Below are 25,316 nucleotides of genomic sequence, written 5' to 3' on the forward strand. Positions count from 1 at the left end.
CAGTCATGAACCAGACAGCATCCGAGATCGTGGTCGTCGGCGCCGGCATGGTCGCGCACCGTTTCGTGGAGAGCCTGCTGAGCCGCGCGGACGCCTCAGTGCGCGTCCATGTGTTCGGCGACGAGGGCCGGGGCCCCTACGACCGCGTCGGTCTCACCGGGTTCTTCTCGGGAGCGACCGGCGACGACCTCGCGCTGGACAGGTCGATCTTCGACGACGAGCGCGTCCGGCTGCACCCCGGCGACCGGGTCACGCAGATCGACCGTGCGGCTCGCACGGTGACGACGACGTCGCGCCGGGTGGTGGGCTACGACACCCTGGTGCTGGCCACGGGCTCCTACGCGGCGCGGGTCGCGGTCGACGGTGCGGATCTGCCCGGCTGCTTCGTCTACCGCACCATCGATGACGTGCAGGCGCTGAAGGACTTCGTGGAGCGCCGGGGACGGATGCTCGGACGCCCGCTGCGCGGCGCCGTGATCGGCGGCGGCCTACTCGGCCTGGAGGCCGCCGGCGCGCTGCAGGGCATGGACGTCGACGCGACCGTGGTGCAGTACTCCGACCGCCTGATGTCGCAGCAGCTCGACAGCGCGGGCGCCGGGATGCTCCGGCGGCTGCTCGAGGCGCGAGGCATCAACGTCCGTACCGAGTCCCGGACCACGCGGCTCGATCCCGACCGCTCAGGAGCCGTGGCGGCTCTCGAGTTCCAGGACGGCTCGATGCATGAGGCCGACGTCGTCGTGTTCACGGTGGGCGTGCGTCCCCGGGACGAGCTCGCCCGCGCGGCGGGACTGAAGGTCGACCCGCGCGGGGGCGTCCTGATCGACGAGCGCTGCGTCACGAGCGATCAGGACATCCTCGCGATCGGCGAGGTCGCGAACTTCGACGGACGCTGCGTCGGCCTCGTGGCTCCCGGTTATGCGATGGCCGAGGTCGCCGCCACCCGGCTGCTGGGCGGAGACGCGTCCTTCCCCGGATACGACGACTCGTCCAAGCTCAAGCTCTCCGGCGTCGATGTGGCGAGTTTCGGCGATGCGATGGCGACCACCCCGAACGCTCTCGACGTCGTGTACGCCGACGCGGTCGCGGGCGTCTACAAGAAGCTCGTGCTATCGGACGACGCGCAGACTCTTCTCGGCGGCATCCTCGTCGGCGACGCCTCCGCGTACGGCTCGCTGCGTCCGCTGCTCGGCGCGAGGCTCGGGGCCGACCCCGCGGCCTACCTGCTCCCGGAGGGTGGCAATGAGGCGCCGGGCGGAGAGCTCCCCGACGAGGCCGTGGTGTGCTCGTGCTCGAACGTGACGGCAGGGCGGATCCGCCAGGCGGTGCACGAAGAGGGATGCACGGACGCGGCTGCGGTCAAGGGATGCACGAAGGCCGGCGCGACCTGCGGCTCATGCGTGCTGATGGTCAAGAAGGTCGTCGGGCAGGAGCTCACGAAGCTCGGCCAGACCGTCTCGAACGCGCTGTGCGAGCACTTCGACATGTCGCGGCGTCAGCTGTTCGACGCCGTGCGCGTCGCCGAGCTCACGACGTTCAGCTCGATCGTCGAGCGCTTCGGCCGCGGGCGCGGCTGCGACATCTGCAAGCCGGCGATCGCCAGCATCCTCTCCGTCCTCGTCGGAGCCCACGTGCTCGACGGAGAGAACGCGACGCTGCAGGACACCAACGACCACGTGATGGCGAACATGCAGAAGGACGGCACCTACTCGGTCGTGCCGCGCATGCCCGGCGGTGAGGTCACACCCGAGGGTCTTCTCGCTATCGGCCAGATCGCCAAGGACTACGGGCTGTACACGAAGATCACCGGCGGCCAGCGCATCGACATGTTCGGTGCGCGTCTCGAGCAGCTCCCGGCGATCTGGGGACGCCTGGTGGATGCAGGCTTCGAATCCGGGCACGCGTACGGCAAGTCGCTGCGCACCGTGAAGTCGTGCGTCGGGTCGACTTGGTGCCGCTACGGGGTCCTCGACTCCGTGGGTATGGCCGTGAAGCTCGAGCTGCGCTATCGCGGTCTGCGGGCTCCGCACAAGCTCAAGCTCGGCGTCTCGGGCTGCGCCCGTGAATGCGCCGAGGCGCGAGGCAAGGACGTCGGCGTGATCGCGACCGAGACCGGCTGGAACATGTACGTGGGGGGCAACGGCGGATTCGCTCCCAAGCACGCGCAGCTGCTGGCCTCCGATCTCGACGACGATGCCCTCATCCAGGCGATCGACCGCTTCTTCATGTACTACATCCGCACGGCTGACCGCCTGCAGCGCACCGCACCCTGGCTCGACGACCTGGAGGGCGGGCTGGACGAGCTTCGCCGAGTGATCTTCGACGACAGCCTCGGGATCTGCGCCGACCTCGACGCGGCCATGGCCACGCACGTCGACCGCTATGAGGACGAATGGGCGGCGACGCTCCGCGACCCGGAGAAGCTGCAGCGGTTCCACTCGTTCGTGAACGCCACCGACACACCGGACCCGTCGCTCGCGTACGTCGCCGAGCGCGGGCAGATCCGACCAGCCACATCAGAGGAACGACGCAGCGGCGGTGTGCTCATCGCCGGAACTGCACTGGAGGTACGCCGATGACGCTCATCACGGAGGACACGCTCGTGCGCGTCTGCTCGATCGACGATCTGGAGATCGAACGGGGGAGGGCCGCACTGGTCGACGTGCAGCAGATCGCGCTGTTCCGTCTCACGGATGGAACGGTGCGGGCGGTCGACAACTTCGACCCGTTCAGCGGCGCGAACGTGATCTCGCGCGGCATCGTGGGAACGCGGGGCGCCTCTGCCACGGTCGCCTCGCCGCTGCACAAGCAGGTGTTCGACCTCGCGACCGGCGCCTGCCTCGACTCCCAGGGAAAGCGCCCGGTGAGCGGGACGGATGCCGCGCTGCGCGTGTGGCCGGTGCGGGTCATCGGCGCCGACGTGTACATCGAGGTCGCATCATGAGGCGCACGCGCGTCGGCCGCGTCGACCTCATAGGCGGAGGCCCCGGCCCCGCCGACCTGATGACGATCCGCGCATACCGACTTCTCCAGGAGGCGGAGGTGATCGTCGCGGACCGGCTCGGCCCCTTCGACGAGCTGCGCGCCGAGATCGGTCCCGAGGTGCTCGTGATCGACGTGGGCAAGAGACCGGGCCACCATCCGGTTCCGCAGGAGCAGATCAACGCGCTGCTCGTCCAGCACGCGAAGGCGGGCAAGCGCGTCGTGCGGCTCAAGGGCGGCGACCCGTTCGTGTTCGGACGCGGCGGCGAAGAGGTCATCGCGTGCCAGGCCGCAGGGATCCCCGTGAGCGTGACACCGGGAATCAGCAGCGTGATCTCGGTCCCTCAGGCGGCGGGCATCCCGGTCACGCACCGGGGCGTCTCGGCGGGGATCCACGTCATGAACGGTCAGGGTGAGATCACGCCGAGCGCCCTCGCCTCGATGGGCGACCCGGCCGTGACCACGGTCGTGCTCATGGGCGTCGCCGCTATCGGCCGGATCGCGGAGTCCGCTCTTCGCGCCGGAGTCGCAGCGTCCACGCCGATCGCGATCGTGGAGAACGGCTCCACGCCGCAGCAGCGCACCATCCGCACGACTCTGGGCAGTATCGTGGCGGATGCAGAGGAGGCCGACGTGATCAATCCCGCCGTGATCGTCATCGGAGAGGTGGCCAGAGAAGGGCTCCTGCTCCCCGCTGATGTTCTGGCCGTGAGCACCGCGTGACCCGGCCGCGAACCCTCGACCATGCTCTCGCCGGCTGCACGATCATCGTGGCAGCCGATCGTCGTTCCATCGACCTCGCCACGGCGCTCGAGCGTCGTGGCGCCGTTGTGCATCGCGCTCCCGCCCTGAGCATCGTGCCCAACGTCGATGACGCCGAGCTTCTGCGTCGCACCAAGCTTCTGCTCGAAACCCCTCCGGACATCGTGATCGTCACGACCGGCGTCGGCTTCCGGGGCTGGATGGACGCCGTGCACGAGCACGGCATAGACGAGAAGCTGAGCGCGTCCTTCGAGGGTGCTCAGTTCATCGCCAGGGGCCCGAAGGCGCACGGCGCGATCCAGCAGGCGGGATTCAGCGCCGACTGGGTCGCCGAGTCGGAGACGTCGGCAGAGGTGGGGGAGTATCTTCTCGCCTCGGGCGTGGAGGGAAAACGCATCGTCGTCCAGCATCACGGCGCCGGCTCCGATGGACTCGACGAGCTGCTGGCGGACGCGGGCGCGGATGTTCTCAGCGTCGTCGTGTATCGCTGGGGTCCGCCGCCGAATCCGGATGTGGTGCGCAGGTCGGCGCTGCAGGCGGCGGCGGGCGAAGCGGATGCCGTGCTCTTCACATCCGCGCCGGGCGCTGCGTCCTGGCTCGCGGTGGCAGAGGAGGCGGGCGCGTTGGAGGGCATCCGTCGTCGTGCGGCATCCGGACGGCTGCTGCTTGCCGCAGTCGGCCCCGTCACCGCCGTGCCGCTGCAGGAGGCCGATCTCGCCCTGACGATCGCCGACCGCGGGCGCCTCGGCTCGCTGGCGCGCACGGTCATCGCCTACTTCGGCGGCGGCAAGGCGCCGTCGGTGCACACCGACGAAGGACGAGTCGAGGTGCGCAGCGGAGGCGCTCTGGTCGACGGCCGTTTCGTGCCCCTCTCACGCACCGGCTCAGTGCTGCTCGAGGTGCTGGCGGATGCGGGAGGACGTGTGCTCTCACGTGCAGAGCTCGGCGCGATCCTGCCCGGCGGCGAGCGCAACGCGCACGCTGTGGAAGTGGCAGTCGCCCGGGTGCGGGAATCTCTCGGCGCTCGCGACCTCATCCAGACCGTGGTCAAACGCGGCTACCGGCTCGCGGTCTCCGACCGCTGATCCACCCACGACGATGGGCCCGGCGGAATCCCGCCGGGCCCATCGTCGTCGCCAAGGTCAGACGGCGCCGAGCACCTCGGCGGGGCTCGCGACGCCGGCCTTGGCGCGGGCCTGACGCGGCTCGCGCACCTTCCGTGCGACGGTGCGGCCGTAGGTGAGATACAGGGGGAGTCCGGCGAGGAGCAGTCCGCCGACGAGGTTGCCCACCACTGTGGGGATCTCGTTCCAGATCAGGTAGTCCATGATCGTGAAGTCGGCGCCGAGCAGGAGACCGGAGGGGAACAGGAACATGTTGACGATCGAGTGCTCGAAGCCCATGTAGAAGAACAGGCTGATCGGCAGCCACATGGCGACGATCTTGCCGAGCACGTTGCTGGACACCATCGACAGGATGACACCGGTCGACACCATCCAGTTGCACAGGACGCCGCGGATGAACAGGGTCAGCATGCCTGCGGCGCCGTGCTCGGCGTATCCGACGGTGCGCCCGTGCCCGATCTCGCCGATCGCGAGGCCGACAGGGCTCGGGTCGGACGAGAATCCGTATGTGAAGTAGATCGCCATCAGGACCGCCACGAGCAGGGCGCCGCCGAAGTTGCCGAGGAACACGAGTCCCCAGTTGCGCAGCATCGCGCCGATCGTGGCGCCGGGGCGCTTGTCGAGCACGGCCAGCGGGCCGAGTGTGAACACGCCCGTGAGCAGGTCGTAGCCGAGAAGGTACAGCAGGACGAAGCCGATCGGGAAGAGCAGCGCGCCCAGCAGCGGCTGGCCGGTCTGCGTCGACACGGTGACGGCGAACGCGGCCCCGAGGGTGAGGATCGCGGCTCCCATGAACGCGCGGATCAGTGTGTCCCGCGTGGACAGCTGCATCTTGTAGGCGCCGGCGTCGACCATCAGGGTGACGAGCTCGGCGGGCTTGGTATACGACATGGGCGGGCCTCCATGGGATCAGAGACGAGCTCTCCGCTCGCTCCGCCCAGGCTCTCCCACGCGCGTTTCGGTCTCTCGCGCGGACCGTTACGGCCGTGCGGCGATTCGCTCACAGGCGGGAAGCGCCGACTGTGAGCGTCGACTCACTCGGCTGGGGTCTCGCCGGACGTGGGCTCGGGGGTCGGTGCGCCGGGAAGCGGTGCGTCCGAGGGGGCGACGGTCGAGGTCGGTGTCGGCGTCGGCTCAGGGGCGGTGACCTGAGCGTGCACGACCTGGCTGGCGATGGCGCCGATCACGAGGAGGCCGCCGACGATGCCGGCGATCGTATTGTCACGTACGCGTCGACGGATCCGGCCATCGTGCCAGGACTTGCGCGCTGCGTGCAGTCGTGCGCGTTCCGCCTCCGTGCGCGCCTGTGCGCTCTTCGAACCGCGTGCGGCCATGCCGTGTACTCCCTTGCTGGACGTGAATCGACGACGTCGCCTGAGAGCCTATCGTCGCCGACGTCGGAGGCCGGCATTAGCCTGGACTGATGACCTCCGCAGCCGCGCTCCTCTCCGGGCAGACCCCGCTCGCTGTGCGCATGCGGCCGATCTCGCTGGCCGAGGTCGCCGGTCAGAAGCACCTGCTGCGCGCCGGCTCTCCGATCGTGGCGCTGGCCGATCCTGCGGCCGCATCGCCGGGCGCCGTGTCCATCATCCTGTGGGGTCCGCCCGGCACGGGCAAGACGACCCTCGCACAGGCGATCGCCCGGTCGTCGGGGCGGCGCTTCGTCGAGCTCTCCGCGATCACCGCGGGCGTGAAAGACGTGCGCGAGGTCATGCAGGAGGCGATCACGCAGCGCGACCTCTACGGGCAGACGACCATCCTGTTCCTCGACGAGATCCATCGCTTCACGAAGGCCCAGCAGGACGCTCTGCTTCCCGGCGTCGAGAACGGCTGGGTGATCCTCATCGCGGCGACCACCGAGAACCCCTCGTTCTCCGTGATCTCGCCGCTGCTGTCGCGCTCGCTGCTGCTCACCCTGCAGCCGCTCACAGACGACGACATCGGTCTCCTCGTCGACAGGGCCGTCACGGATGCCCGGGGTCTGAACGGCGCTGTCACTCTTGCAGATGAGGCGCGCTCCTCGCTGATCCGGCTCGCCTCGGGCGATGCCCGGCGGGCTCTCACCGGTCTCGAGGCCGCGGCGGCCGTCGCGACCTCGAACGCCGGCGACGACGAGAAGCCGCCTGCCGTCACGGCCGACGATGTGGCCCAGGCAGTCGACAAGGCGCTGCTCCGGTACGACCGCCAGGGTGACGAGCACTACGACGTCATCAGCGCCTTCATCAAGTCGATCAGGGGGTCCGACCCCGACGCGGCTCTGCACTACCTGGCGCGCATGATCGAAGCGGGGGAAGACCCGCGCTTCATCGCGCGGCGCCTGGTCATCTCGGCCTCGGAGGACGTCGGTCTCGCCGACCCTCAGGCGCTCAGCATCGCGGTCGCCGCGGCTGACGCGGTGGCGTTCATCGGAATGCCGGAGGGGCGGATCCCGCTCGCCGAGGCGACCGTGTATCTGGCGACGACAGCCAAGTCGAACGCCGCCTACGCCGGCATCAACGCGGCGATCGCCGACATCCGCGCCGGCGGCTTCGGTCGCGTGCCTGTGCACCTGCGCGACGCCCACTACCCGGGAGCGAAGCGCCTCGGCCACGGACGCGGCTACGTGTATCCGCACGACAGCGAGTTCGGCATCCTTCCCCAGCAGTATCTCCCCGAGGAGCTCGAAGGCCGCCGCTACTACGAGCCGAAGAACCTCGGCGCCGAGCGCGACATCTCGGCGCGCCTCGAGAAGATCCGCCGCATCCTCGACGATCGCTGATCCGCACTCCGATCGTGCGCACCCCTAGAGTGGGGCCCATGTCACGCAGTCCGATCCGGATCCCGCCCGACCGCGATCTCTCGATCGACTTCGTCCGGGCGATCTGCCTGCCGATCGTCGTGCTGCTGCACGCGTTCCAGATGGGCATCGACGGCGAGCCGCTGCGGGCGTTCAACGCCCTCGCGGAGTGGACGCCCCTGGCCGGCATCACGTGGATCGGCATGATCATGCCGACCTTCTTCATCGCCGGCGGCTTCGCCGGCATCACGACGTGGCGACGGCTGCGGCATCGAGGAGAGAGCGCGGCCGAGTACATCAGAGTGCGCGCGCTCCGATTGGCGCGACCTGTGCTGCTCGCGATGGCCGGCGTGCTGGTGACGCTCGGCGCGATGGCCGCTCTCGGAGCCGACCCCGAATTCCTCCGCAGCTTCGCGTTCCGCCTCGCCGAGCCCCTGTGGTTCATCGCGGTGTACGCGATCTGCACGTCTTTCGTGCCGCTGATGTCCTGGTTCCATCACCGCGCGGCCTGGGCGACCTACTTCACGCTGGCCGGGCTTGTTGTCGCGATCGATCTTGCCGGGAGGTATCTGGGCCTGCCGCTCGGCGCGCTCAACTGGCTGTTCCTGTGGCTGTTCGTGCAGCAGCTCGGCTTCGGTGTGCGCGATCAGTGGTACTCACGCCGTCCGCGGTGGCTGCTGCTCCTTCTCGCGGTCGTCGCGTACGGCCTGATCTGCGTCGCAGTCTTCGGCATGGGCTACGACCCCGACATGATCGCGAACCTGAACCCGCCGACCGTGGTTCTGCTCCTGCTCGGGCTCGCCCAGGTCTACCTGTTCACTCTGCTGCAGCCGTCGATCCGCGCGCTCATGCGTCGGCGAGCCGTGCTGGTCACGATCGGCGCCCTGGGCATCTACGGCATGGTCATCTACCTGTGGCACACGGTCGCGATGGCTGTGGTCGTCGGCATCCAGCTCGCGCTGGGGCTGCCGTTCCCGACCGTCTTGACCTCCGAGTGGTGGATCACTCGCATCCCGTGGCTGCTCGCGATCTGCGCGGTGATCGCGATCTTCTGCGTGATCGTCCCGCCCATCGAGAAGCGCTGGCCGGCCGAGCGTCCGAGGGGCATGCCGCTGTGGGCGTCGATCCTGTGCACGCTGCTGCTGGTCGCGGCGGTCGGCTGCGTGCTGACGCAGGGCTACCTGACGCCGTTGACCGCCTTCGCGATGGGCGGACTGGCGGCGGCGATCGTGTGGCTGACGGTCGGAGGTCCGGGCGCGATGCAGGGCGAGCGGATGCTGGAAGATGCCGCCGTCCGCGGCATCCCGCGGGAGTGACGCCCGATCTGTTAGACTTGATCGGCTCGAAACCGAGTTTTCGGGCATCTCCTCGTTCACACCCCACCTTGCTGGCGCCCCGGCGTGCGCTCCAAGGCAGAACGCGGTGATACGTCCGCGAGTCGCGAAAGTCGCGACCGCGTCATCGGAAGGACAGCTTCGTGACCACGAAGTCCCAGGACCGCCGCAAGGTGCGTCTCAGCCGCGCCCTCGGCGTCGCTCTCACCCCGAAGGCCGCCCGCTACCTCGAGAAGCGTCCCTACGCTCCGGGCGAGCACGGCCGAACCAAGCGCAAGGCCGACAGCGACTACGCCGTCCGCCTCCGTGAGAAGCAGCGTCTGCGCGAGCAGTACGGCATCCGCGAGAAGCAGATGCGCAACACGTTCAACGAGGCTCGCCGCACCGAGGGCCTGACCGGTGAGAACCTGGTCGAGCTCCTCGAGATGCGTCTCGACGCCCTCGTGCTGCGTTCGGGCTTCGCCCGCACCACGGCACAGGCTCGTCAGCTCGTCGTGCACCGTCACATCCTCGTCGACGGCCAGCTCGTCGACCGCCCGTCGTTCCGCGTGAAGCCGGGTCAGCTCATCCACGTCAAGGCCAAGAGCGAGGGTACCGAGCCCTTCCAGGTCGCAGCAGCCGGCGGTCACGCCGAGGTCCTGCCGCCGGTTCCGGGCTACCTCGAGGTCGAGCTCGACAAGCTCCAGGCTCGCCTGGTGCGTCGTCCGAAGCGCGCCGAGGTCCCCGTGACCTGTGAAGTGCAGCTCGTCGTCGAGTACTACGCAGCTCGCTGATCCAGCGATCAGTGCAAGAGGCGTCGGGGTGACCCGACGCCTCTTGTCGTTTCCGCATACGATGGAGGCACCGCGCCCTCGCGGGTTCAAGGCAAGGATGACCACATGAAGAACGTGCTCTGGTTCCTGATCGGCGTGATCGGCGGCTTCGTCGCGGCGCACTTCATGAACAAGGACCCGCGCGGTCACGACCTCCTGGCCGAGCTCGACGCCAGGATCAACGGGTTCACCGCGATCATCGGCGACGCGTATCGCGAGCAGGAGGCGCGGCTCACCGAGCCCGCCGACGACTGAACGCGTTCCCTCACGCGGCACCTCACTCCCTTCCACACGCAAGGACACCCGGCACAGCTATGAAAACTGCGGAGATCGCGCAGCGCTATCTCGATTTCTTCGAGAAGAACGACCACCTCATCGTCCCCTCGGCATCGCTGGTGAGCGACGATCCGTCGCTGCTGTTCACGGTCGCCGGCATGGTGCCGATGATCCCGTACCTCACGGGCGTCGTTCCCGCACCTCACCCGCGCATCGCCGACCTGCAGAAGTGCATCCGCACCAACGACATCGAAGAGGTCGGCCGCACGGCCCGCCACGGCACGTTCTTCCAGATGCTCGGCAACTGGTCGTTCGGCGACTACTTCAAAGAGGGCGCCATCCGCTACGCCTGGGAACTGCTCACGTCGTCAGAGGCTGACGGCGGCCTGGGCTTCGACGAGAAGGATCTCTGGGTCACGGTTTACGAGACCGACGACGAGGCCGAAGCCATCTGGCGCGACATCATCGGCCTCAAGCCCGAGCGCATCCAGCGTCTCGGACGGGCCGACAACTACTGGAACACCGGGCAGCCCGGTCCCGGTGGACCCGACAGCGAGATCTTCTTCGACCGCGGTCCGGCGTACGGCAAGGACGGCGGACCGGCGGCCGACGACTCGAGGTTCCTGGAGATCTGGAACCTCGTGTTCATGCAGGATTTCATCGAGAACATCCGCGGCAAGACGGAGTTCGACATCGTCGGCGAGCTGCCGATGAAGAACATCGACACCGGCATGGGGCTCGAGCGCGTGGCGTTCCTCAAGCAGGGCGTCGAGAACATGTACGAGACCGACCAGGTGCGTCCGGTCCTCGACCGCGCCGTCGAGCTGTCGGGCCGCACGTATGGCAAGGTCCACGAGGACGACGTCCGCTTCCGGGTCATCGCCGATCACGTCCGCTCTTCGCTCATGCTGCTCTCCGATGGCGTGCGCCCGTCGAACGAGGGTCGCGGGTACATCCTGCGCCGCCTGATGCGCCGCACCGTCCGCGCCATGCGTCTGCTCGGTGTCGACGAGCCGGTCTTCCCCGAGCTGTTCGCCACCTCGCGCGACGCGATGAAGACGGCGTACCCCGTGCTCGAGGCGGACTGGTCCACGCTGTCGGCGTCTGCCTTCGCCGAGGAGGAGACGTTCCGCCGCACGCTCGCAGCGGGCTCGACGATCCTCGACCTCGCCCTCGACGAGACCAAGAAGAGCGGCGGCTCGCAGCTCAGCGGCTCCGAGGCCTTCCTGCTGCACGACACGTACGGCTTCCCGATCGACCTCACGCTCGAAGTGGCCGAAGAGGCGGGGCTGGCCGTCGACCGCGCGGCGTTCGACACTCTCATGCAGGAGCAGCGTCAGCGTGCGAAGGCCGATGCACGTAACCGCAAGCGCCAGCTGGCGGACGTGTCGGTGTACCGCGATCTCCGCGCCCTGGGCGAGACCGGCTTCGACGGCTACACCGCGCTCGAGGTGGAGTCGCGCATCCTCGGGATCCTCGTGGACGGTCAGTCCGTCGCCAGCGCGTCCGAGGGCCAGATCGCCGAGGTCGTTCTCGCGGAGACCACGCTGTACGCCGAGTCCGGCGGACAGGTCGCCGACAAGGGCACCATCGTCGGTCCCGGATTCGAGCTCGAGGTGCTCGACGTGCAGCGCCCGGTGCCGGGCCTCATCAGCCACACCGTCGAGGTCAGCCGCGGCGCGGTGGCGGTGCAGGACACCGCGACGACTGTCGTGGATGCCGCGAACCGGCGCGCCGCTCGTCAGGCCCACTCCGCCACGCACCTCGTGCACGCAGCACTCCGCGATACGCTCGGCAAGACGGCCACCCAGGCCGGTTCGCTGAACCGCGCCGGATACATGCGCTTCGACTTCTCGTGGTCGCAGGCGCTCTCGGCAGACACCCGCACTGAGATCGAGGAGATCACCAACCGCGCCGTGCAGGATGCGCTCGAGGTCACCACGCGCATCGTCTCGCTCGACGAGGCGAAGGCCGCGGGTGCCATGGCGCTCTTCGGCGAGAAGTACGGCGATGTCGTGCGCATGGTGGACATCGGCGGCCCGTGGTCGCGCGAGCTCTGTGCCGGCACGCACGTGTCGACCAGCGCCGAGATCGGCCTGGTCAGCATCGTCGGAGAGTCCTCTGTGGGCGCATCCAACCGTCGTATCGAGGCTCTCGTCGGCCAGGACGCGTTCCGTGAGCTCGCAGCCGAGCGTGCTCTCGTGTCGCAGCTGAGCGCCTCGCTGAAGACTCCGCGCGAGCAGCTCCCGGAGCGCATCGCCGATCTCGCCGCGAGCCTGAAGGCCGCCGAGAAGCGCATCGCCCAGTTCGAGGCCAAGGAGCGCGCCGGGCAGGTGCCGGCCATCGCCGACGCTGCTGTGCGCATCGGAGCCTTCCACGTCGCTGCGCAGTCGGTCGGCGAGGTCGCCTCGGCCGATGACGTGCGCGAGCTCGTGCTCGGGGTACGCGACCGTCTGGGTTCTGCTGCGGCGGTCGTCGCCCTCGGTGCTGTCGTGAACGGCCGGCCCGTCGTGGTCGTGGCCACGAATGACGCCGCACGCGCGGCGGGCGCCAAGGCCGGCGCTCTCGCGAAGCGCGCGGCCGGCGTCCTCGGCGGCGGCGGCGGCGGACGTGACGACGTCGCGCAGGGTGGTGGGACGGATGCCGCGGCTCTGCCCGCTGCGCTCGACGCCGTCTCGCAGGAGCTGCACGCAGCGTGAGCGGTTTCCGTCGCGGCGTGCGGCTGGGGATCGACGTCGGCAAGGCGCGAGTGGGCGTTGCCCGCTGCGACCCAGACGGAATGCTGGCCGTGCCGATCGAGACCGTTCCCCGCTCCGAGTCGTCGATCGGCCGGCTGGTCGAGATCGCGGCGGAGTACGAGCCGCTCGAGTTCGTGGTCGGACTGCCCGTGAACATGCGCGGAGACGACACCGCCTCGACCCTCGATGCGCGGGAGTTCGCCGCCGCGCTGGGTGAGCGCTCCGGGATCCCGGTGCGCCTGGTCGACGAGCGGCTGAGCACGGTCTCCGCGCACGCCGCCCTTCGTTCTTCGGGGAGAACCCAGAAGAACTCTCGTAGCATTGTGGATCAGGTCGCCGCGGTTGTGCTTCTGCAGCAGGCGATCGACACGGAGAAGAGCACGGGAAGACCTCCCGGTTCCACGATTCCGCTCGATGAGGAGTCCCGCTGACCATGCCCGAACGTGAGAGTGCGTCCCCCCAGCACGATCCGGACGCCCGTCTCGGCGACCTGTTCGAGAATCTTCCCGATCCCGCGCCGCAGATCCCGGTGGTCGAGGACTCGCGTCCTGCTCCCGGCTCCCGGCGTGCGGCGCGCGAGGCGGCGGCCGCAGCCGGGGCAGCCCCGCAGTCTGCAGCGGCTCCACAGCCCTCGGCATCAGCGCAGCCTGCGGCGGCCGATGCCGCAGCGCAGGACGCATCGTCAGCACGGCGCGAGATGGTCGAGCAGCAGGCCTCGCCCGAGCAGGCTCCTGCGACCGAGACCTCGCCGGCCGGGCATCCTGCGCCGGTCAGCGCGACGCAGGCATCCGACGCGGCAGAACCCGCACCCGTCCGCACGGATGCGGCGGTCTCGCCTCGATCAGAAGACGGCGATTCTCCGGCGGAGCCGGTCTCTCGACCCGCCATCGGCGGCGGACTCGACGACCTGTTCCATGACGATCACGAAGACCACCCGCGCGCACCGAAGAAGAAGCGTCGCACCGGGTGCCTGGTCGCGCTCGTGATCGTGCTGGCACTGCTCGGCGGGCTCGCGGCCGGCGGTGCATGGGTGTGGAACACCTACGGCGACAAGATCAGCGACGCGATGGGCTGGGGCGACCCGAAGGACTGGGAGCCGGGGCTCGCGACGGGAGAGGCGATGGTGACGATCAGCGAGGGCGACACCGGGCAGCCGGTGTCGCAGGCACTGTTCGACGCGGGCGTCACCCGCACCGAAGACGTCTTCTACGACTATCTGGTCGAAGAGAACGTCTCGGCGACGTTCTACCCGGGCGTCTACAGGTTGCAGAAGAAGATGACCGCTGCTGCCGCGCTCGAGGCCCTGCAGAACCCGGAGAACAAGCTCGAGAACACGGTGTCGGTCGCGGAGGGCGGGACGATCTCGTCGATCCTGCCGAGCATCGCGGAGACGATGGAGTTCCCGATCGAGGAGCTGCAGGCAGCCGTCGCCGATCCCAGCGTGTACGGAGTCGCCGCGCAGTCCCTCGAAGGTTGGCTGTTCCCGGCTGTCTACACCTTCGACCCCGGTGTGACGGCGACGCAGGTGATCCAGAAGATGGTCGACCGCACGCGAGAGTCGCTCGCGTCCGCCGGCGTGCCTGACGCAGACGCCGAGCGGATCCTCACGATCGCGTCGATCATCCAGCGCGAGGGGCGCACAGACGACTTCGACAAGGTCTCGCGCGTCATCCAGAACCGTCTCGACATCGACATGAAGCTGCAGATGGACTCGACCGCGCAGTACGGCTACGGCTCGCTCCACGAGGGTGTCGTATCGAGCTCCAAGGAGGCGCTCGAAGATCCGAATCCGTGGAACACCTACGTCAACACGGGTCTTCCGGTGACGCCGATCGCGAGTGCGAGCGATGCGGCGATCAATGCCGCGATGCATCCGGCCGACGGCCCGTGGCTCTACTTCGTGACGGTCAACCTCGAGACCGGCGAGACGGTGTTCTCCACCACCTACGAGGAGCACCAGGCGGCGATCGAGCAGTGGGACGCGTGGTGCAAGGCGAATCCTGACGGCGGCTGCAGCTGATGAGCCGCACCCGGCTGGCGGTGTGGGGCGACCCCATCGCGCATTCGAAGTCTCCGCTGCTGCACGCCGCGGCGTACGAGGTGCTGGGACTCGACTGGGAGTACGAGCGCCGGCAGGTGACCGAGGCGGAGTTCGCCGGCGCCGTGCGCGGTCTGGACGACTCCTGGCGGGGTCTGTCGCTGACCATGCCGCTGAAAGACGAGGCGTTCCGGATCGCGGACTCGCGCGACGCGCACGCCGAGCTCACCGGCGTCGCGAACACGCTGCTGCTGGGCGCGTCGATCGCGGCCTTCAACACCGACGTCGGCGGGATCATCGACGCCCTCGCGGAGAAAGACCTGAGCGGCGTCGGCGAGGTGCGCCTGCTCGGCGCCGGTGCGACCGCGGCATCCGCTCTTGTGGCGGTGAAGGACATGGGGGCGACCCGCGTCGATGTGCGGGCCCGGCGCCCCGAGCGCGCGTCGGCGCTGATCGCCCTCGGTGAGCGACTGGGCGTCACGATCACGGTGTCGACGTTCGACGAACCCGCGTCGTCGGTCGATCTGACGATCGCGTCGCTCCCGGGCGGCACCGTGCTCGACGAGAGCATCGTGCGCCCGCTCTCGGACGAGGGCGGGAAGCTGTTCGACGTCGCCTACTCGCCCTGGCCGTCTGCGCTCGCTATGGCGTGGACCGGTGGAGAGGCCATCGCCGGACTCGGGATGCTGCTGCACCAGGCCGTGCGCCAGATCCGCATCTTCCTGCACGGCGACCCCTCGGCTGAGCTGCCCGACGAGATCGCCGTCGTCGCGGCGATGCGGGCCGCTCTACAGGCCTGAGACGTCACGCGGGACGAGCAATGCCTGAACGCGTGGGAGACTAGAGCAATGCTCCGCGTGCTCACGGCCGGCGAATCGCACGGCCCAGAACTCATTGCCGTCATGGAGGGTCTTCCCTCCGGCGTCCCGGTGTCTTCCGTGGCCATCCAGGCCGATCTCGAGCGCCGCAAGCTCGGCTACGGCCGAGGCTCGCGCATGAAGTTCGAGCAGGACGAGCTCACGATCTCTGGCGGCGTCCGCCACGGCAAGACCCTGGGCAGCCCGATCGCCTTGCGCATCGGCAACACGGAGTGGCCGAAGTGGATCGAGGTCATGAACCCCGAGCCCGTCGAGCTCACCGACAAGTCCCGCGGCCGCAGCGCCCCGCTGACCCGCCCGCGGCCGGGGCATGCCGACCTCGTCGGCATGCAGAAGTACGACTTCGACGAGGCGCGGCCGATCCTCGAGCGTGCGAGCGCCCGTGAGACAGCCGCCCGTGTCGCCCTCGGCGCGATCGCCCGGTCCTTCCTGGGCGAGCTTGGCATCCGCCTGGTCAGTCACACGCTGTCGATCGGACCGGTGCAGGTTCCCGACGGGTCGCCTGTTCCGACTCCGGACGACGTCGACGCGCTCGACGCCGATCCGCTGCGCTGCTTCGACCCCTCCACCTCGGCCCTCATGGTCGCCGAGGTCGACGACGCGAAGAAGGACGGCGACACGCTCGGCGGCATCGTCGAGGTGCTTGCCTACGGCCTGCCACCCGGGCTCGGCTCGCACGTGCAGTGGGACCGGCGCCTCGACGCGCGTCTCGCTCAGGCGCTCATGAGCATCCAGGCGATCAAGGGTGTCGAGGTCGGAGACGGCTTCGAGACCACGCGCCGCCGCGGCTCCGCCGCGCACGACGAGCTGTTCGCCACCGGCGACGGCATCACGCGCGGCTCCGACCGTGCGGGTGGCACCGAGGGCGGGATGTCGACCGGCACTGTGCTCCGCGTCCGCGCGGGAATGAAGCCGATCGCCACCGTTCCGCACGCTCTGCGCACGATCGACGTGTCGACCGGAGAGGACGCCACGGCCCACCACCAGCGCTCGGACGTGTGCGCGGTGCCCGCAGCCGGCGTGGTCGCAGAGGCCATGGTGGCGATCGAGCTCGCGAACGCCGTGCTCGAGAAGTTCGGGGGCGACAGCATCCGCGAGACCCGGCGCAACCTCGAGAGCTACCTCGACGCCATCCCGGCCGAGCTGCGCACCGCTCCGGCATCCGAGGCGGCGCTCATCGCGCATGACGAGCGCGCCTGATCGGATGACGCTGGTGCTGGTCGGCCCCATGGGGGCCGGCAAGACCAGCGTCGGACGACGAGTGGCCCGACGGCTCGGCGTGGCGTTCATCGACACCGACAAGCGGATCGCGCGAGCGCATGGCCCGATCCCGGCCATCTTCGCCGAGCACGGCGAAGAGCGATTCCGCGAGCTCGAGCGCGAGGCGGTCAGCGCCGCCCTCGACGAGGGCGGCGTGGTGTCGCTCGGCGGTGGCGCGGTGACGGATGCCGGAACGCGGGAGCTGCTGCGACGGCATCCGGTCGTCTATCTGACGGTGAGCCCAGAGGCGGTCGCGGAGCGCATCACCGGCAGCGGCCGTCCGCTGCTCGCCGGGGAGGACCCCGTCGCGCGATGGACGGAGATCTTCGCGCAGCGACGCGACCTGTACGACGAAGTGGCCACGGTGACCTTCGACACGTCCCGCCGCCCGATGCAGCGGATCGCGGAGGAGATCGCGGCCTGGAGGAGAGAACAGCCATGAGCACGACCACCATCCCCGTCACCGGGAACGACCCCTATGACATCGCGATCGGGCGCGGCATCCTCGACCAGGTGTCCGCGGCTCTCGCGCCGACCGTGCGCAAGGTGCTCGTCGTGCACCCGCCCACGCTGGCGGCCAGGGCGGCCGAGCTGCGTGAGCGACTTCTCGCCGATACCGAGAACGGGCCGCGCGAGGTGCTGCTCGCCGAGGTGCCGGACGCGGAGCAGGGCAAGCGCATCGAAGTCGCCGCATTCTGCTGGCAGGTCATGGGGCAGGCCGACTTCACGCGTACCGATGCGGTGATCGGCTACGGCGGGGGAGCGGTGACCGACCTCGCAGGCTTCGTCGCGGCCACCTGGCTGCGAGGGGTTCAGGTCGTGCAGGTTCCGACCACGGTGCTGGGGCTCGTCGACGCCTCTGTCGGCGGCAAGACCGGAATCAACACGGCAGAGGGCAAGAATCTCGTCGGGGCGTTCTGGTCACCGCGGGCGGTGATCGGCGATCTCGACGAACTGGGCAGCCTCAGCGCCAATGAGGCGACCGCGGGCTTCGCAGAGGTCGTCAAGGCCGGATTCATCTGGGCGCCGGAGATCCTCGACATCGTCGAGGCCGACCCCGCCCGAGCGGTGGACACGACCACTCCCGAGTTCCGCCGCGCTGTCGAGCTCGCAGTCGGCATGAAGGCGGAGGTCGTCTCCGAGGACTTCCGCGAGGCCGGTCAGCGCGAGATCCTCAACTACGGCCACACTCTGGGACACGCGATCGAGCACGCGGAGCGCTACAAGTGGCGGCACGGGGCGGCGGTCTCGGTCGGCATGATGTACGCGGCCGAGCTGTCGCGGCTGGCAGGACGCCTGTCGGATGCCTCGGCAGAGCGCCACCGCGGCATCCTCGAATCCCTCGGCCTGCCGACCTCGTACCGCGCCGGCGCCTGGCCGCAGCTGCTCGCGACCATGCAGCGCGACAAGAAGAGCCGGGGCGGCATGCTGCGCTTCATCGTGCTCGACGAGATCGGCAAGCCGACCGTGCTGCAGGCGCCCGACGAGTCGCTGCTGTTCGCCGCATACCAGGAGGTCGGGGCGTGAGCGATCCTCGCCGCCTCCTGCTCGTAAACGGGCCGAACCTGAACCTGCTGGGAACGCGTGAGCCGGGCATCTATGGATCCGCGACCCTCGCCGACGTCGAGAGGATCACCGCGGATGCCGCAGCATCCGCAGGTTTCGAGATCCGCGCCATCCAGAGCAACCACGAGGGCGTGCTGATCGACGCGATCCACGCGGCCCGCGAGGACTGCGCGGGCATCGTGATCAACCCTGGCGGACTCACGCACACGTCGGTGTCGCTGCGCGACGCGCTGACCGGTGTCGGGCTGCCGTTCGCCGAGGTGCACATCTCCGACGTGTACGCGCGTGAAGGGTTCCGGCATCATTCGTACCTGCACGACGTCGCCGCCGTGCGGGTCGTCGGACGTGGCGTGGACGGCTACGCGGATGCCGTGAGGCAGCTCGCAGAGCTTCTCTGAGCCGAGCGCCGACTCATCCGGTCAGCGGAGCCCACACGATCGCGACGCAGATCAGCAGACCGATCAGCGCCACGAGCGCCATGCCGAGGAAGCAGCCTGCCAAAGCGCGCAGACGGGGCGAGCCTTCGGGAACGCTCACACGCACGATGACCATGGCGACGAGCGCGGCGACCAGCAGGGATGCTGTCACGAGCGCAACAGGTGCGGCGGGGCTGCCATCCGCCACGATCGCGATGAGCGGCACGAGGCTCACCGCTGTGAACAGCGCGGCGACGATGATCCAGATCGCACCTGAAGACGTTCGCAGCGCGGGCTGATTCGTCACCATCGTCGGGTCCTGCGAGCGCGCCGTCCCTGTCGTCCTCCGCGCGGATGGCCTGCTGAACATGGGATGCACCTCCTTGATCGGCTCCAGGATGAGCCGTTGATCGATCGGCGTCAATGGGGTCGTTCGCCGAGGCGTCGAGAGCTAGATTTCCTCGTGCCGGTGCGCCGAGCGCGGCGCCTCCCGGCGACGGAGAGGAGAGACGCATGAGCGTGCGATTGAACAAGGAAGCACTCGAGTTCGCCCGCCGGATGATCGGCGACGGGAAAGTCATCAACGACGAAAGAGACGACTGGAGCGAGCACGCGCCCAGCACCGATGACGAGAACGCGTTCATCGAGAAGCACGGTATGGAGGAGTTCGCGAAGTGGCACCTCGGTGAGGACACCGACGAGACGGAGGGCACGAAGGGCCGGTGCAAGTTCCCGTATGGAGACTTCCGCAAGGTGCACCGCTGCGCGGTGATCTCTGGGGAGAGCCGTGCCGGCCAGTACGACCACGCTTCGATTGAGAAGGCGCTGAAGGATCTGCTCGCAGAGATCGATGAGGACCGCTCCTGAGCAGGTCGTGCCGTCTGCGGGCATCTGCCCCGAGTCTATCTCGAATATAGCTTCGAATATCCGCAGGGTGACGGGCTCGCATTTCGTCGTTCCTCCGAAGCCGGTCCGCTCATCCCGTAGAATCGACTGTCGGCTCCATCGAGCCCCGCAGACTCACGAACGGAACTCCTTTTCGCATGGCATCTACCGCAGACATCAAGAACGGCGTCGTCCTCAACCTCGAGGGCCAGCTCTGGAGCGTCGTCGAGTTCCAGCACGTGAAGCCGGGCAAGGGCGGCGCGTTCGTGCGCACCAAGCTCAAGAACGTCCTCACCGGCAAGGTCGTCGACAAGACGTTCAACGCGGGCGCCAAGGTCGAGATCGAGAACGTCGACCGCCGCGACTACACCTACCTGTACACCGATGGCGACGGCTACGTCTTCATGGACCAGACCGACTTCGACCAGATCACGGTGGGAGCGGCGACCGTCGGCGACGCCAAGAACTTCCTCCTCGAGAACCAGCAGGTCACGATCGCCCTGAACAACGGCAACCCGCTGTACATCGATCTGCCGGCATCCGTCATCCTCGAGGTGACCTACACCGAGCCCGGCCTGCAGGGCGACCGTTCTTCGGCCGGCACCAAGCCCGCCACGCTCGAGACCGGCTACGAGATCCAGGTTCCGCTGTTCCTCGAGACCGGCACCAAGGTCAAGGTCGACACCCGCACGGGTGACTACCTCGGTCGCGAGAAGTAAGGCGTGGGCGCTCGGACGAAGGCGCGCAAGCGCGCACTCGACATCCTGTTCTCGGCAGATGTCCGAGGCGACGAGGTCTCGGTGACCCTGGCTGCCGAGGCGAAGCGCGCAGCGAGCGAACCTGCCAGAGAGGCCTCGTGGCTCTATGCGCGCGAGGTCGTCGACGGGATCATCGATCACCGCGATGAGATCGACGAGCAGATCACGACGCACAGTCGTGATTGGAAGCTCGAGCGGATGCCGGCGGTCGATCGCGCCCTGCTGCGCATCGGCGTGTGGGAGATCCTCTACAACGACGAGGTTCCCACGGCTGTCGCGATCGACGAGGCAGTCGAACTCGCCAAGGAGTTCTCGACCGACGACTCCGGCGCCTTCGTGCACGGCGTGCTGGCCCGCGTGGCACGCGCCGTCTAATATCCGCTCGTTCGGCGCCGCACCGATGATGTCGGATGCAGCGGGAAGGATATCGGCATGCCCGCGCCACATGTAGATCTTCGTGATCTGATGCAGATCACGAACGCGGGCGGGTACACGCGCGGGCTCGCGTACTTCCGCGAAGGCAACGTGCTCGACCTGATCTGGCACGAGGACCGCCAGGAACTCGAGGCCTACGTCAAAGGCAGTGCGGGCGCGCAGTACGTCAGCGAAGTCACGTTCATCTCCTCGAGCGGCAAGAGGCGTGTGCGCTCGACGCGGTGCACATGCCCGGTCGGCACGGCGTGCAAGCACGTGGTCGCAGCCCTGCTCGCATCGAACGTGCACGAGTACAACCAGCAGACCGGGGGAGCATCGAGCGTGCAGGTCGCCGCAGATCCTGCCCCGGCGCCCGCGCCCGCAGCGCCCTCGTGGCGGGCACTCGCCGCCACGGCATCCGCCGAGCACTTCCAGCCGCTGAGCCTGGGCGTCGAGCTCCGCCACCGCGAGCCGCGGGGCGAGAACCACTGGGCGCCGCGTACCGTGCGCCCGGCCACTCCACGCGACCTCGCGAAGCCGAGTGGCGATCTGCAGCTCGCGATTCGTCCCCTCATGCGCAGCCGGCAGACGGGCGCCTGGATCCAGGGCCACGCCGGGTGGGACACGGTGCGAAGGGACGCGGCGCAGTTCGGCCGCGCGCAGAGCCGATGGTTCGGGGATCTGCTGAGCATCTCGCGCGACTCGCTGCTCTCGGGCAACGCCGGAGAGTGGCTCGTTCTGGACCAGATCGAATCGACTCTGCTCTGGGCGCACCTGCGTGCGGGTGCGGCGCTCGGCATACCTCTGGTCAGCGTGCACAAGAGCGCCTCGGTGCGGCTCGCCGAGTCCGCCGAGATCACAGCGAGCATCGCCCGCGACGACGCGGGGGCGCTGGAGATCTCGGCCGAGATCTCCATCGACGGCCGCTCCGTGCTCGCGGCCGAGGTGCACCCCATCGGTCACAGCGGCGTGTACGCGGCGACGCTGCGGGGCAGCACGATGGAGATCACCCTCGTCGAGCATGCGCTCTCGGCCCCCGTGCACACCCTGCTCTCCGCACGACGGGCGATCGAGGTTCCGGCTGCAGAGGAGAAGGCGTTCGTGGCCGATGCCTATCCGCTGCTCGCCCGGAGCGTGCCGGTGCGCACCGCCGGTCCCGTCGAGCTTCCGGAGGTGCCGGCGCCGCGACCCCAGCTCACGGTCGCCTTCGAGCGCGGCGACGTGGTCAGCTACGCGTTCCGATGGAACTACCGGGGCTTCGGGACTGTCCCGTTCGAGTGGAGCAGGGCCGCAGTCCGCGATGCGGACGCAGAGGCGGCGAAGCGCGCCGAGCTCGAAGCCGTCTGGCAGGAGCACAGCGAGACCCGGTTCCGCGCATCCGGATCGTTCCACGACATCGATGCGGCGGCTTTCGTCGCGCATGTCGTGCCCGCTTTCGAAGCCGCCGGCGTCGTGGTCGAGACCACGGGTACTCGCAAGGAGTATCGCGAGCTCACCGGCGACCCCGAGGTCAAGGTCTCGACCTTCGAGTCCACCGACTCCGACTGGTTCGACCTCGGCATCGTCGTGACGATCGACGGGCGCAGCATCCCCTTCGGCCCGCTGTTCACTGCGTTGAGCAAGGGCAAGAAGAAGCTTCTGCTCGTCGATGGCAGCTACTTCTCGCTCGCTCATCCCGCTCTCGACCGGCTTCGCGAGCTCATCGACGAAGCCGGCGAGCTCGACGAGTGGGAGACCGGACCGCGCATCAGCCGCTATCAGACCGATCTCTGGGAGGAGTTCGAAGACCTCGCAGACGAATCGGAGTCGGCGGTGAGCTGGCGGTCGATGGCCGACGGGCTGCGCCAGGCCACGGGGGTGCCTCCGACGGCGCTACCGCAGGGCCTGGTCGCCGAGCTGCGTCCGTATCAGAAGACCGGCTTCGACTGGCTCGCGTTTCTCTGGCGGCATCGGCTCGGCGGGATCCTCGCCGACGACATGGGTCTCGGCAAGACGCTGCAGCTGCTCAGCTTCGTGCAGCACACACGGGAGGCGGGGGAGAAGCGGCCGTTCCTCGTGCTGGCGCCGACCTCGGTGCTCAGCACCTGGAGGTCGGAGGCTGCGCGCTTCACGCCCGATCTGCGGGTCGCGCTCGTCGAGAGCACGAGCGGAAAGAGGACGGGCCGACTGGCGGATGCCGCGGCATCCGCCGACATCGTCGTGAGCTCCTACACCGTCGCCCGCCTCGATGAGAGGGAGTTCGCGACCGTCGAATGGGCGGGACTGATCCTCGACGAGGCGCAGTTCGTCAAGAACCCCAAGACGAAGCTGCACCGGGCGATCTCCACATTCCGGGCCGATGTCACCTACGCCGTGACGGGCACGCCCATGGAGAACAGCCTGTCTGAGCTGTGGTCCCTCCTGAAGCTGGCCGCCCCTGGGCTGTTCCCCTCGGCGCGGAAGTTCCGCGACCGCTACATCCAGCCCATCGAGAAGGGCAAGGTTCCCGAGAACGAAGAGGGCGGCGAGTACCGCCAGCGACGACTCGCGCAGCTGCGCCGCCGCATCCGTCCGCTCATGCTGCGGCGCACCAAGGAGCTCGTGGCCGCTGATCTTCCGCCCAAGCAGGAGCAGCTGCTCGAGGTGGAGCTGAGCCCGGCGCATCGCGCCCTCTACGACGTGGTGCTGCAGCGGGAACGGCAGAAGGTCCTCGGGCTGATCGACGATCTCGACAAGAACCGGTTCATCGTGTTCCGCTCGCTCACGCTGCTGCGCATGCTGAGCCTCGCGCCGGGACTGATCGACGAGAACGACGCGGAGATCGGCTCGAGCAAGCTCGACACGGTGCTCGAGCGCGTCGTCGAGCTGCAGGCGGAGGGACACCGGGCTCTCGTCTTCAGCCAGTTCACGTCGTTCCTCGATCTGGCGGCGCAACGGCTCGACCAGGCGGGCATCCCGTACGCGCATCTGGACGGCTCGACCCGACGCCGCCAGGATGTGATCGATGGCTTCAAGGCGGGGGAGCAGCCGGTGTTCCTCATCAGCCTCAAGGCCGGCGGTTTCGGTCTCACCCTCACAGAGGCCGATTACGTCTTCCTTCTCGATCCCTGGTGGAACCCGGCGGCCGAGGCGCAGGCCGTCGACCGCACCCACCGCATCGGCCAGACGAGCCAGGTGTTCGTCTACCGGATGATCTCGGCGGGGACGATCGAGGAGAAGGTCCTCGAGCTGCAGCAGCGCAAGGCGCGGCTCTTCACCGCGGTGATGGACGACGACGAGCTGTTCGCCCAGTCGCTGACCGCAGAGGACATCCGGGGCCTGTTCGAGGACTAGCGAGGCGCGGGCGCATCCTCAGGTGTCGGCGGGGTGGTCGTATCCAGGGCGGGGAACAGCGCCGCGTCGAGCCCGGATGCGGCCGGTCGAGACGGGAGTCGCCTGCGGGCTCTGATCGAGACCCAGATCACGAACGCCGTGATCGCCCCGATCGTCGCGAGCCAGGGCAGCATCACGCCCAGCGCGATGACCACGGAGCCCCAGAACCCTATGAATCCGCTCCAGCCCACAGCCAGAGCCTCGCCGAAGTCGGAGGGGGCGGTCTTCGGCGGCACGTACTCGGACAAGAGGCTGAGAGTCACGGTCGACATCGCGATCTGGTCGTCGAGCGCCCTCGCCTGCGCCTCCAGACCCTCCAGCTCGGTCTGCCGCTCGGAGATCTCGGACTCCAGCTCGATCAGATCGGACGTCGCGGATGCTGTGGCCAGCCACTCGTTGTACCGGGCGATAGCCGTGCGCAGCGTCGTCATCCTGGCTTCGAGATCACGCTGCGTGCCGCCGACCTCGACCGACTCCATGCTCGTGTCCTTCACCGTGCCGAGTCCCGCGAGCGCAGAGCGCACATCTTCGAGTCCGTCAGCGGGGATCCGCAACGTGAGCTCGGCCGAAGCCTGACCTCCATCCTCCGCCGCATGCTCGCTTCGGCCGCTCACACGGCCACCGGCATCCGTCACGATCGAGGTCGCCTCGGCCGCCGCATCTATCGGGTCCTCGGTCTCGATCGTGATGCGGCCGGTGATCACGACCGCGGCATCCGGTGCGGTCTCGTCGGTCGCCGCCTCCGGCGCCGGCGCCTGCGCCGCGCTGTCGGCGCCTCCGCCCGATGAGGCGCCGAGACCGGCGCATCCGGCGAGGCCGAGTGCCGCTGCTCCGGCGACGACGAGTAGTGCCAGGACCCTCGGTGTCTTGTTCATCCCGGCAGGCTATTGGCCGTACTCCGCAAGGCCGCCGTGAGAACGGTCACGAACGGATCGCCGTTGCGTAACGA

24 protein-coding genes are annotated in these 25,316 nt (G+C 68.7%); 20 read left to right on the forward strand and 4 right to left on the reverse strand.

Features of this window, described 5'->3' with window-relative positions:
* The first annotated feature begins 5 nt into the window (after positions 1–5).
* Genes nirB through RS84_RS14595 form a run of 4 tightly spaced genes read left to right on the forward strand, consistent with a single transcriptional unit; the run spans position 6 to position 4,826 of the window.
* Positions 6–2,576, forward strand: coding sequence for a nitrite reductase large subunit NirB (gene nirB / locus RS84_RS14580; RefSeq protein WP_200892026.1), 2,571 nt, complete (start codon positions 6–8; stop codon positions 2,574–2,576).
* Positions 2,573–2,941 carry a nitrite reductase small subunit NirD gene (gene nirD / locus RS84_RS14585; RefSeq protein WP_045258517.1) on the forward strand — a complete coding sequence of 123 codons (369 nt, stop codon included), beginning with the start codon at positions 2,573–2,575 and terminating at the stop codon, positions 2,939–2,941. Before nirB ends, nirD begins: the two co-directional genes overlap by 4 nt.
* Positions 2,938–3,702: a uroporphyrinogen-III C-methyltransferase gene (cobA, locus tag RS84_RS14590; protein WP_045258518.1), complete on the forward strand. Its 765-nt coding sequence runs from the start codon at positions 2,938–2,940 to the stop codon at positions 3,700–3,702. Before nirD ends, cobA begins: the two co-directional genes overlap by 4 nt.
* Positions 3,699–4,826, forward strand: a complete 1,128-nt coding sequence (locus RS84_RS14595; protein ID WP_045258519.1) for a uroporphyrinogen-III synthase — start codon at positions 3,699–3,701, stop codon at positions 4,824–4,826. The genes cobA and RS84_RS14595 overlap by 4 nt, the downstream gene beginning before the upstream one ends.
* A 57-nt stretch (positions 4,827–4,883) precedes the next feature.
* On the opposite strand, the gene RS84_RS14600 is transcribed toward RS84_RS14595, so the two are convergent.
* Positions 4,884–5,756, reverse strand: a complete 873-nt coding sequence (locus RS84_RS14600; RefSeq protein ID WP_045258520.1) for a formate/nitrite transporter family protein — start codon at positions 5,754–5,756, stop codon at positions 4,884–4,886.
* Positions 5,757–5,899: 143 nt separating this feature from the next.
* On the reverse strand, positions 5,900–6,199 hold the full coding sequence (locus tag RS84_RS14605; protein WP_045258521.1) for a hypothetical protein: 300 nt from the start codon (positions 6,197–6,199) through the stop codon (positions 5,900–5,902).
* A gap of 89 nt (positions 6,200–6,288) precedes the next feature.
* Here RS84_RS14605 and RS84_RS14610 point away from each other — a divergent pair, with 89 nt between their 5' ends.
* The 12 genes from RS84_RS14610 to aroQ all read left to right on the forward strand — a co-directional run bounded on the left by RS84_RS14610 (position 6,289) and on the right by aroQ (position 18,941).
* Entirely contained in the window at positions 6,289–7,623 is a 1,335-nt protein-coding gene (locus RS84_RS14610) for a replication-associated recombination protein A (protein WP_082062208.1), read from the forward strand.
* 38 nt (positions 7,624–7,661) lie between these two features.
* On the forward strand, positions 7,662–8,957 hold the full coding sequence (locus tag RS84_RS14615) for an acyltransferase family protein (RefSeq protein ID WP_045258522.1): 1,296 nt from the start codon (positions 7,662–7,664) through the stop codon (positions 8,955–8,957).
* Between the two features lie 161 nt (positions 8,958–9,118).
* Positions 9,119–9,748 carry a 30S ribosomal protein S4 gene (rpsD, locus tag RS84_RS14620; protein WP_052676389.1) on the forward strand — a complete coding sequence of 210 codons (630 nt, stop codon included), beginning with the start codon at positions 9,119–9,121 and terminating at the stop codon, positions 9,746–9,748.
* A gap of 105 nt (positions 9,749–9,853) precedes the next feature.
* On the forward strand, positions 9,854–10,042 hold the full coding sequence (locus RS84_RS14625; RefSeq protein WP_045258523.1) for a hypothetical protein: 189 nt from the start codon (positions 9,854–9,856) through the stop codon (positions 10,040–10,042).
* A gap of 59 nt (positions 10,043–10,101) precedes the next feature.
* Complete coding sequence (alaS, locus tag RS84_RS14630; RefSeq protein WP_045258524.1) at positions 10,102–12,762, forward strand: alanine--tRNA ligase; 2,661 nt, start codon at positions 10,102–10,104, stop codon at positions 12,760–12,762.
* A complete protein-coding gene (ruvX, locus tag RS84_RS14635) occupies positions 12,759–13,232 on the forward strand; it encodes a Holliday junction resolvase RuvX (RefSeq protein WP_045258525.1) in 474 nt (157 codons plus the stop codon). The genes alaS and ruvX overlap by 4 nt, the downstream gene beginning before the upstream one ends.
* Positions 13,233–13,234: 2 nt before the next feature.
* On the forward strand, positions 13,235–14,821 hold the full coding sequence (gene mltG / locus RS84_RS14640) for an endolytic transglycosylase MltG (protein ID WP_045258526.1): 1,587 nt from the start codon (positions 13,235–13,237) through the stop codon (positions 14,819–14,821).
* A complete protein-coding gene (locus RS84_RS14645; RefSeq protein ID WP_045258527.1) occupies positions 14,821–15,639 on the forward strand; it encodes a shikimate dehydrogenase family protein in 819 nt (272 codons plus the stop codon). Before mltG ends, RS84_RS14645 begins: the two co-directional genes overlap by 1 nt.
* A gap of 48 nt (positions 15,640–15,687) precedes the next feature.
* A complete protein-coding gene (gene aroC, locus RS84_RS14650) occupies positions 15,688–16,917 on the forward strand; it encodes a chorismate synthase (protein ID WP_045258528.1) in 1,230 nt (409 codons plus the stop codon).
* A 4-nt stretch (positions 16,918–16,921) separates the two neighbouring features.
* Entirely contained in the window at positions 16,922–17,419 is a 498-nt protein-coding gene (locus RS84_RS14655; protein ID WP_152641847.1) for a shikimate kinase, read from the forward strand.
* Positions 17,416–18,504 carry a 3-dehydroquinate synthase gene (gene aroB, locus RS84_RS14660; RefSeq protein WP_045258530.1) on the forward strand — a complete coding sequence of 363 codons (1,089 nt, stop codon included), beginning with the start codon at positions 17,416–17,418 and terminating at the stop codon, positions 18,502–18,504. Before RS84_RS14655 ends, aroB begins: the two co-directional genes overlap by 4 nt.
* On the forward strand, positions 18,501–18,941 hold the full coding sequence (gene aroQ / locus RS84_RS14665; protein WP_045258531.1) for a type II 3-dehydroquinate dehydratase: 441 nt from the start codon (positions 18,501–18,503) through the stop codon (positions 18,939–18,941). The genes aroB and aroQ overlap by 4 nt, the downstream gene beginning before the upstream one ends.
* Before the next feature lie 13 nt (positions 18,942–18,954).
* Here aroQ and RS84_RS14670 read toward each other — a convergent pair whose 3' ends face one another.
* Positions 18,955–19,269, reverse strand: a complete 315-nt coding sequence (locus RS84_RS14670; RefSeq protein ID WP_152641848.1) for a hypothetical protein — start codon at positions 19,267–19,269, stop codon at positions 18,955–18,957.
* 203 nt (positions 19,270–19,472) lie between these two features.
* Here RS84_RS14670 and RS84_RS14675 point away from each other — a divergent pair, with 203 nt between their 5' ends.
* The 4 genes from RS84_RS14675 (at position 19,473) to RS84_RS14690 (ending at position 24,328) form a co-directional block, all read left to right on the forward strand.
* Complete coding sequence (locus RS84_RS14675) at positions 19,473–19,826, forward strand: hypothetical protein (protein ID WP_045258533.1); 354 nt, start codon at positions 19,473–19,475, stop codon at positions 19,824–19,826.
* Between the two features lie 176 nt (positions 19,827–20,002).
* Positions 20,003–20,563, forward strand: coding sequence for an elongation factor P (gene efp / locus RS84_RS14680; RefSeq protein ID WP_045258534.1), 561 nt, complete (start codon positions 20,003–20,005; stop codon positions 20,561–20,563).
* Between the two features lie 3 nt (positions 20,564–20,566).
* Entirely contained in the window at positions 20,567–20,977 is a 411-nt protein-coding gene (gene nusB, locus RS84_RS14685) for a transcription antitermination factor NusB (RefSeq protein WP_045258535.1), read from the forward strand.
* Between the two features lie 57 nt (positions 20,978–21,034).
* Positions 21,035–24,328, forward strand: coding sequence for a DEAD/DEAH box helicase (locus tag RS84_RS14690; protein ID WP_235281502.1), 3,294 nt, complete (start codon positions 21,035–21,037; stop codon positions 24,326–24,328).
* Here RS84_RS14690 and RS84_RS14695 read toward each other — a convergent pair.
* The gene (locus tag RS84_RS14695) at positions 24,325–25,242 is read right to left on the reverse strand and encodes a DUF4349 domain-containing protein (protein ID WP_052676390.1); all 918 of its coding nucleotides are present in this window, start codon (positions 25,240–25,242) and stop codon (positions 24,325–24,327) included. The genes RS84_RS14690 and RS84_RS14695 overlap by 4 nt on opposite strands.
* Between the last annotated feature and the right edge of the window lie 74 nt (positions 25,243–25,316).

The sequence above is a fragment of the Microbacterium hydrocarbonoxydans genome, from assembly GCF_000956475.1.
GTDB lineage: Bacteria > Actinomycetota > Actinomycetes > Actinomycetales > Microbacteriaceae > Microbacterium > Microbacterium hydrocarbonoxydans_A.

What these genes read in the sequence shown, in the direction of transcription:
- RS84_RS14605 (WP_045258521.1), bottom strand. Translation starts at nt 6,199, where the DNA reads ATGGCCGCACGCGGTTCGAAGAGCGCACAGGCGCGCACGGAGGCGGAA.
- nirD (WP_045258517.1), top strand. Translation starts at nt 2,573, where the DNA reads ATGACGCTCATCACGGAGGACACGCTCGTGCGCGTCTGCTCGATCGAC.
- RS84_RS14655 (WP_152641847.1), top strand. Translation starts at nt 16,922, where the DNA reads ATGACGCTGGTGCTGGTCGGCCCCATGGGGGCCGGCAAGACCAGCGTC.
- RS84_RS14610 (WP_082062208.1), top strand. Translation starts at nt 6,289, where the DNA reads ATGACCTCCGCAGCCGCGCTCCTCTCCGGGCAGACCCCGCTCGCTGTG.
- RS84_RS14695 (WP_052676390.1), bottom strand. Translation starts at nt 25,242, where the DNA reads ATGAACAAGACACCGAGGGTCCTGGCACTACTCGTCGTCGCCGGAGCA.
- RS84_RS14625 (WP_045258523.1), top strand. Translation starts at nt 9,854, where the DNA reads ATGAAGAACGTGCTCTGGTTCCTGATCGGCGTGATCGGCGGCTTCGTC.
- mltG (WP_045258526.1), top strand. Translation starts at nt 13,235, where the DNA reads ATGCCCGAACGTGAGAGTGCGTCCCCCCAGCACGATCCGGACGCCCGT.
- RS84_RS14670 (WP_152641848.1), bottom strand. Translation starts at nt 19,269, where the DNA reads ATGGTGACGAATCAGCCCGCGCTGCGAACGTCTTCAGGTGCGATCTGG.
- aroB (WP_045258530.1), top strand. Translation starts at nt 17,416, where the DNA reads ATGAGCACGACCACCATCCCCGTCACCGGGAACGACCCCTATGACATC.
- aroC (WP_045258528.1), top strand. Translation starts at nt 15,688, where the DNA reads ATGCTCCGCGTGCTCACGGCCGGCGAATCGCACGGCCCAGAACTCATT.
- RS84_RS14600 (WP_045258520.1), bottom strand. Translation starts at nt 5,756, where the DNA reads ATGTCGTATACCAAGCCCGCCGAGCTCGTCACCCTGATGGTCGACGCC.
- RS84_RS14690 (WP_235281502.1), top strand. Translation starts at nt 21,035, where the DNA reads ATGCCCGCGCCACATGTAGATCTTCGTGATCTGATGCAGATCACGAAC.
- RS84_RS14645 (WP_045258527.1), top strand. Translation starts at nt 14,821, where the DNA reads ATGAGCCGCACCCGGCTGGCGGTGTGGGGCGACCCCATCGCGCATTCG.
- alaS (WP_045258524.1), top strand. Translation starts at nt 10,102, where the DNA reads ATGAAAACTGCGGAGATCGCGCAGCGCTATCTCGATTTCTTCGAGAAG.
- cobA (WP_045258518.1), top strand. Translation starts at nt 2,938, where the DNA reads ATGAGGCGCACGCGCGTCGGCCGCGTCGACCTCATAGGCGGAGGCCCC.
- nirB (WP_200892026.1), top strand. Translation starts at nt 6, where the DNA reads ATGAACCAGACAGCATCCGAGATCGTGGTCGTCGGCGCCGGCATGGTC.
- efp (WP_045258534.1), top strand. Translation starts at nt 20,003, where the DNA reads ATGGCATCTACCGCAGACATCAAGAACGGCGTCGTCCTCAACCTCGAG.
- RS84_RS14615 (WP_045258522.1), top strand. Translation starts at nt 7,662, where the DNA reads ATGTCACGCAGTCCGATCCGGATCCCGCCCGACCGCGATCTCTCGATC.
- RS84_RS14675 (WP_045258533.1), top strand. Translation starts at nt 19,473, where the DNA reads ATGAGCGTGCGATTGAACAAGGAAGCACTCGAGTTCGCCCGCCGGATG.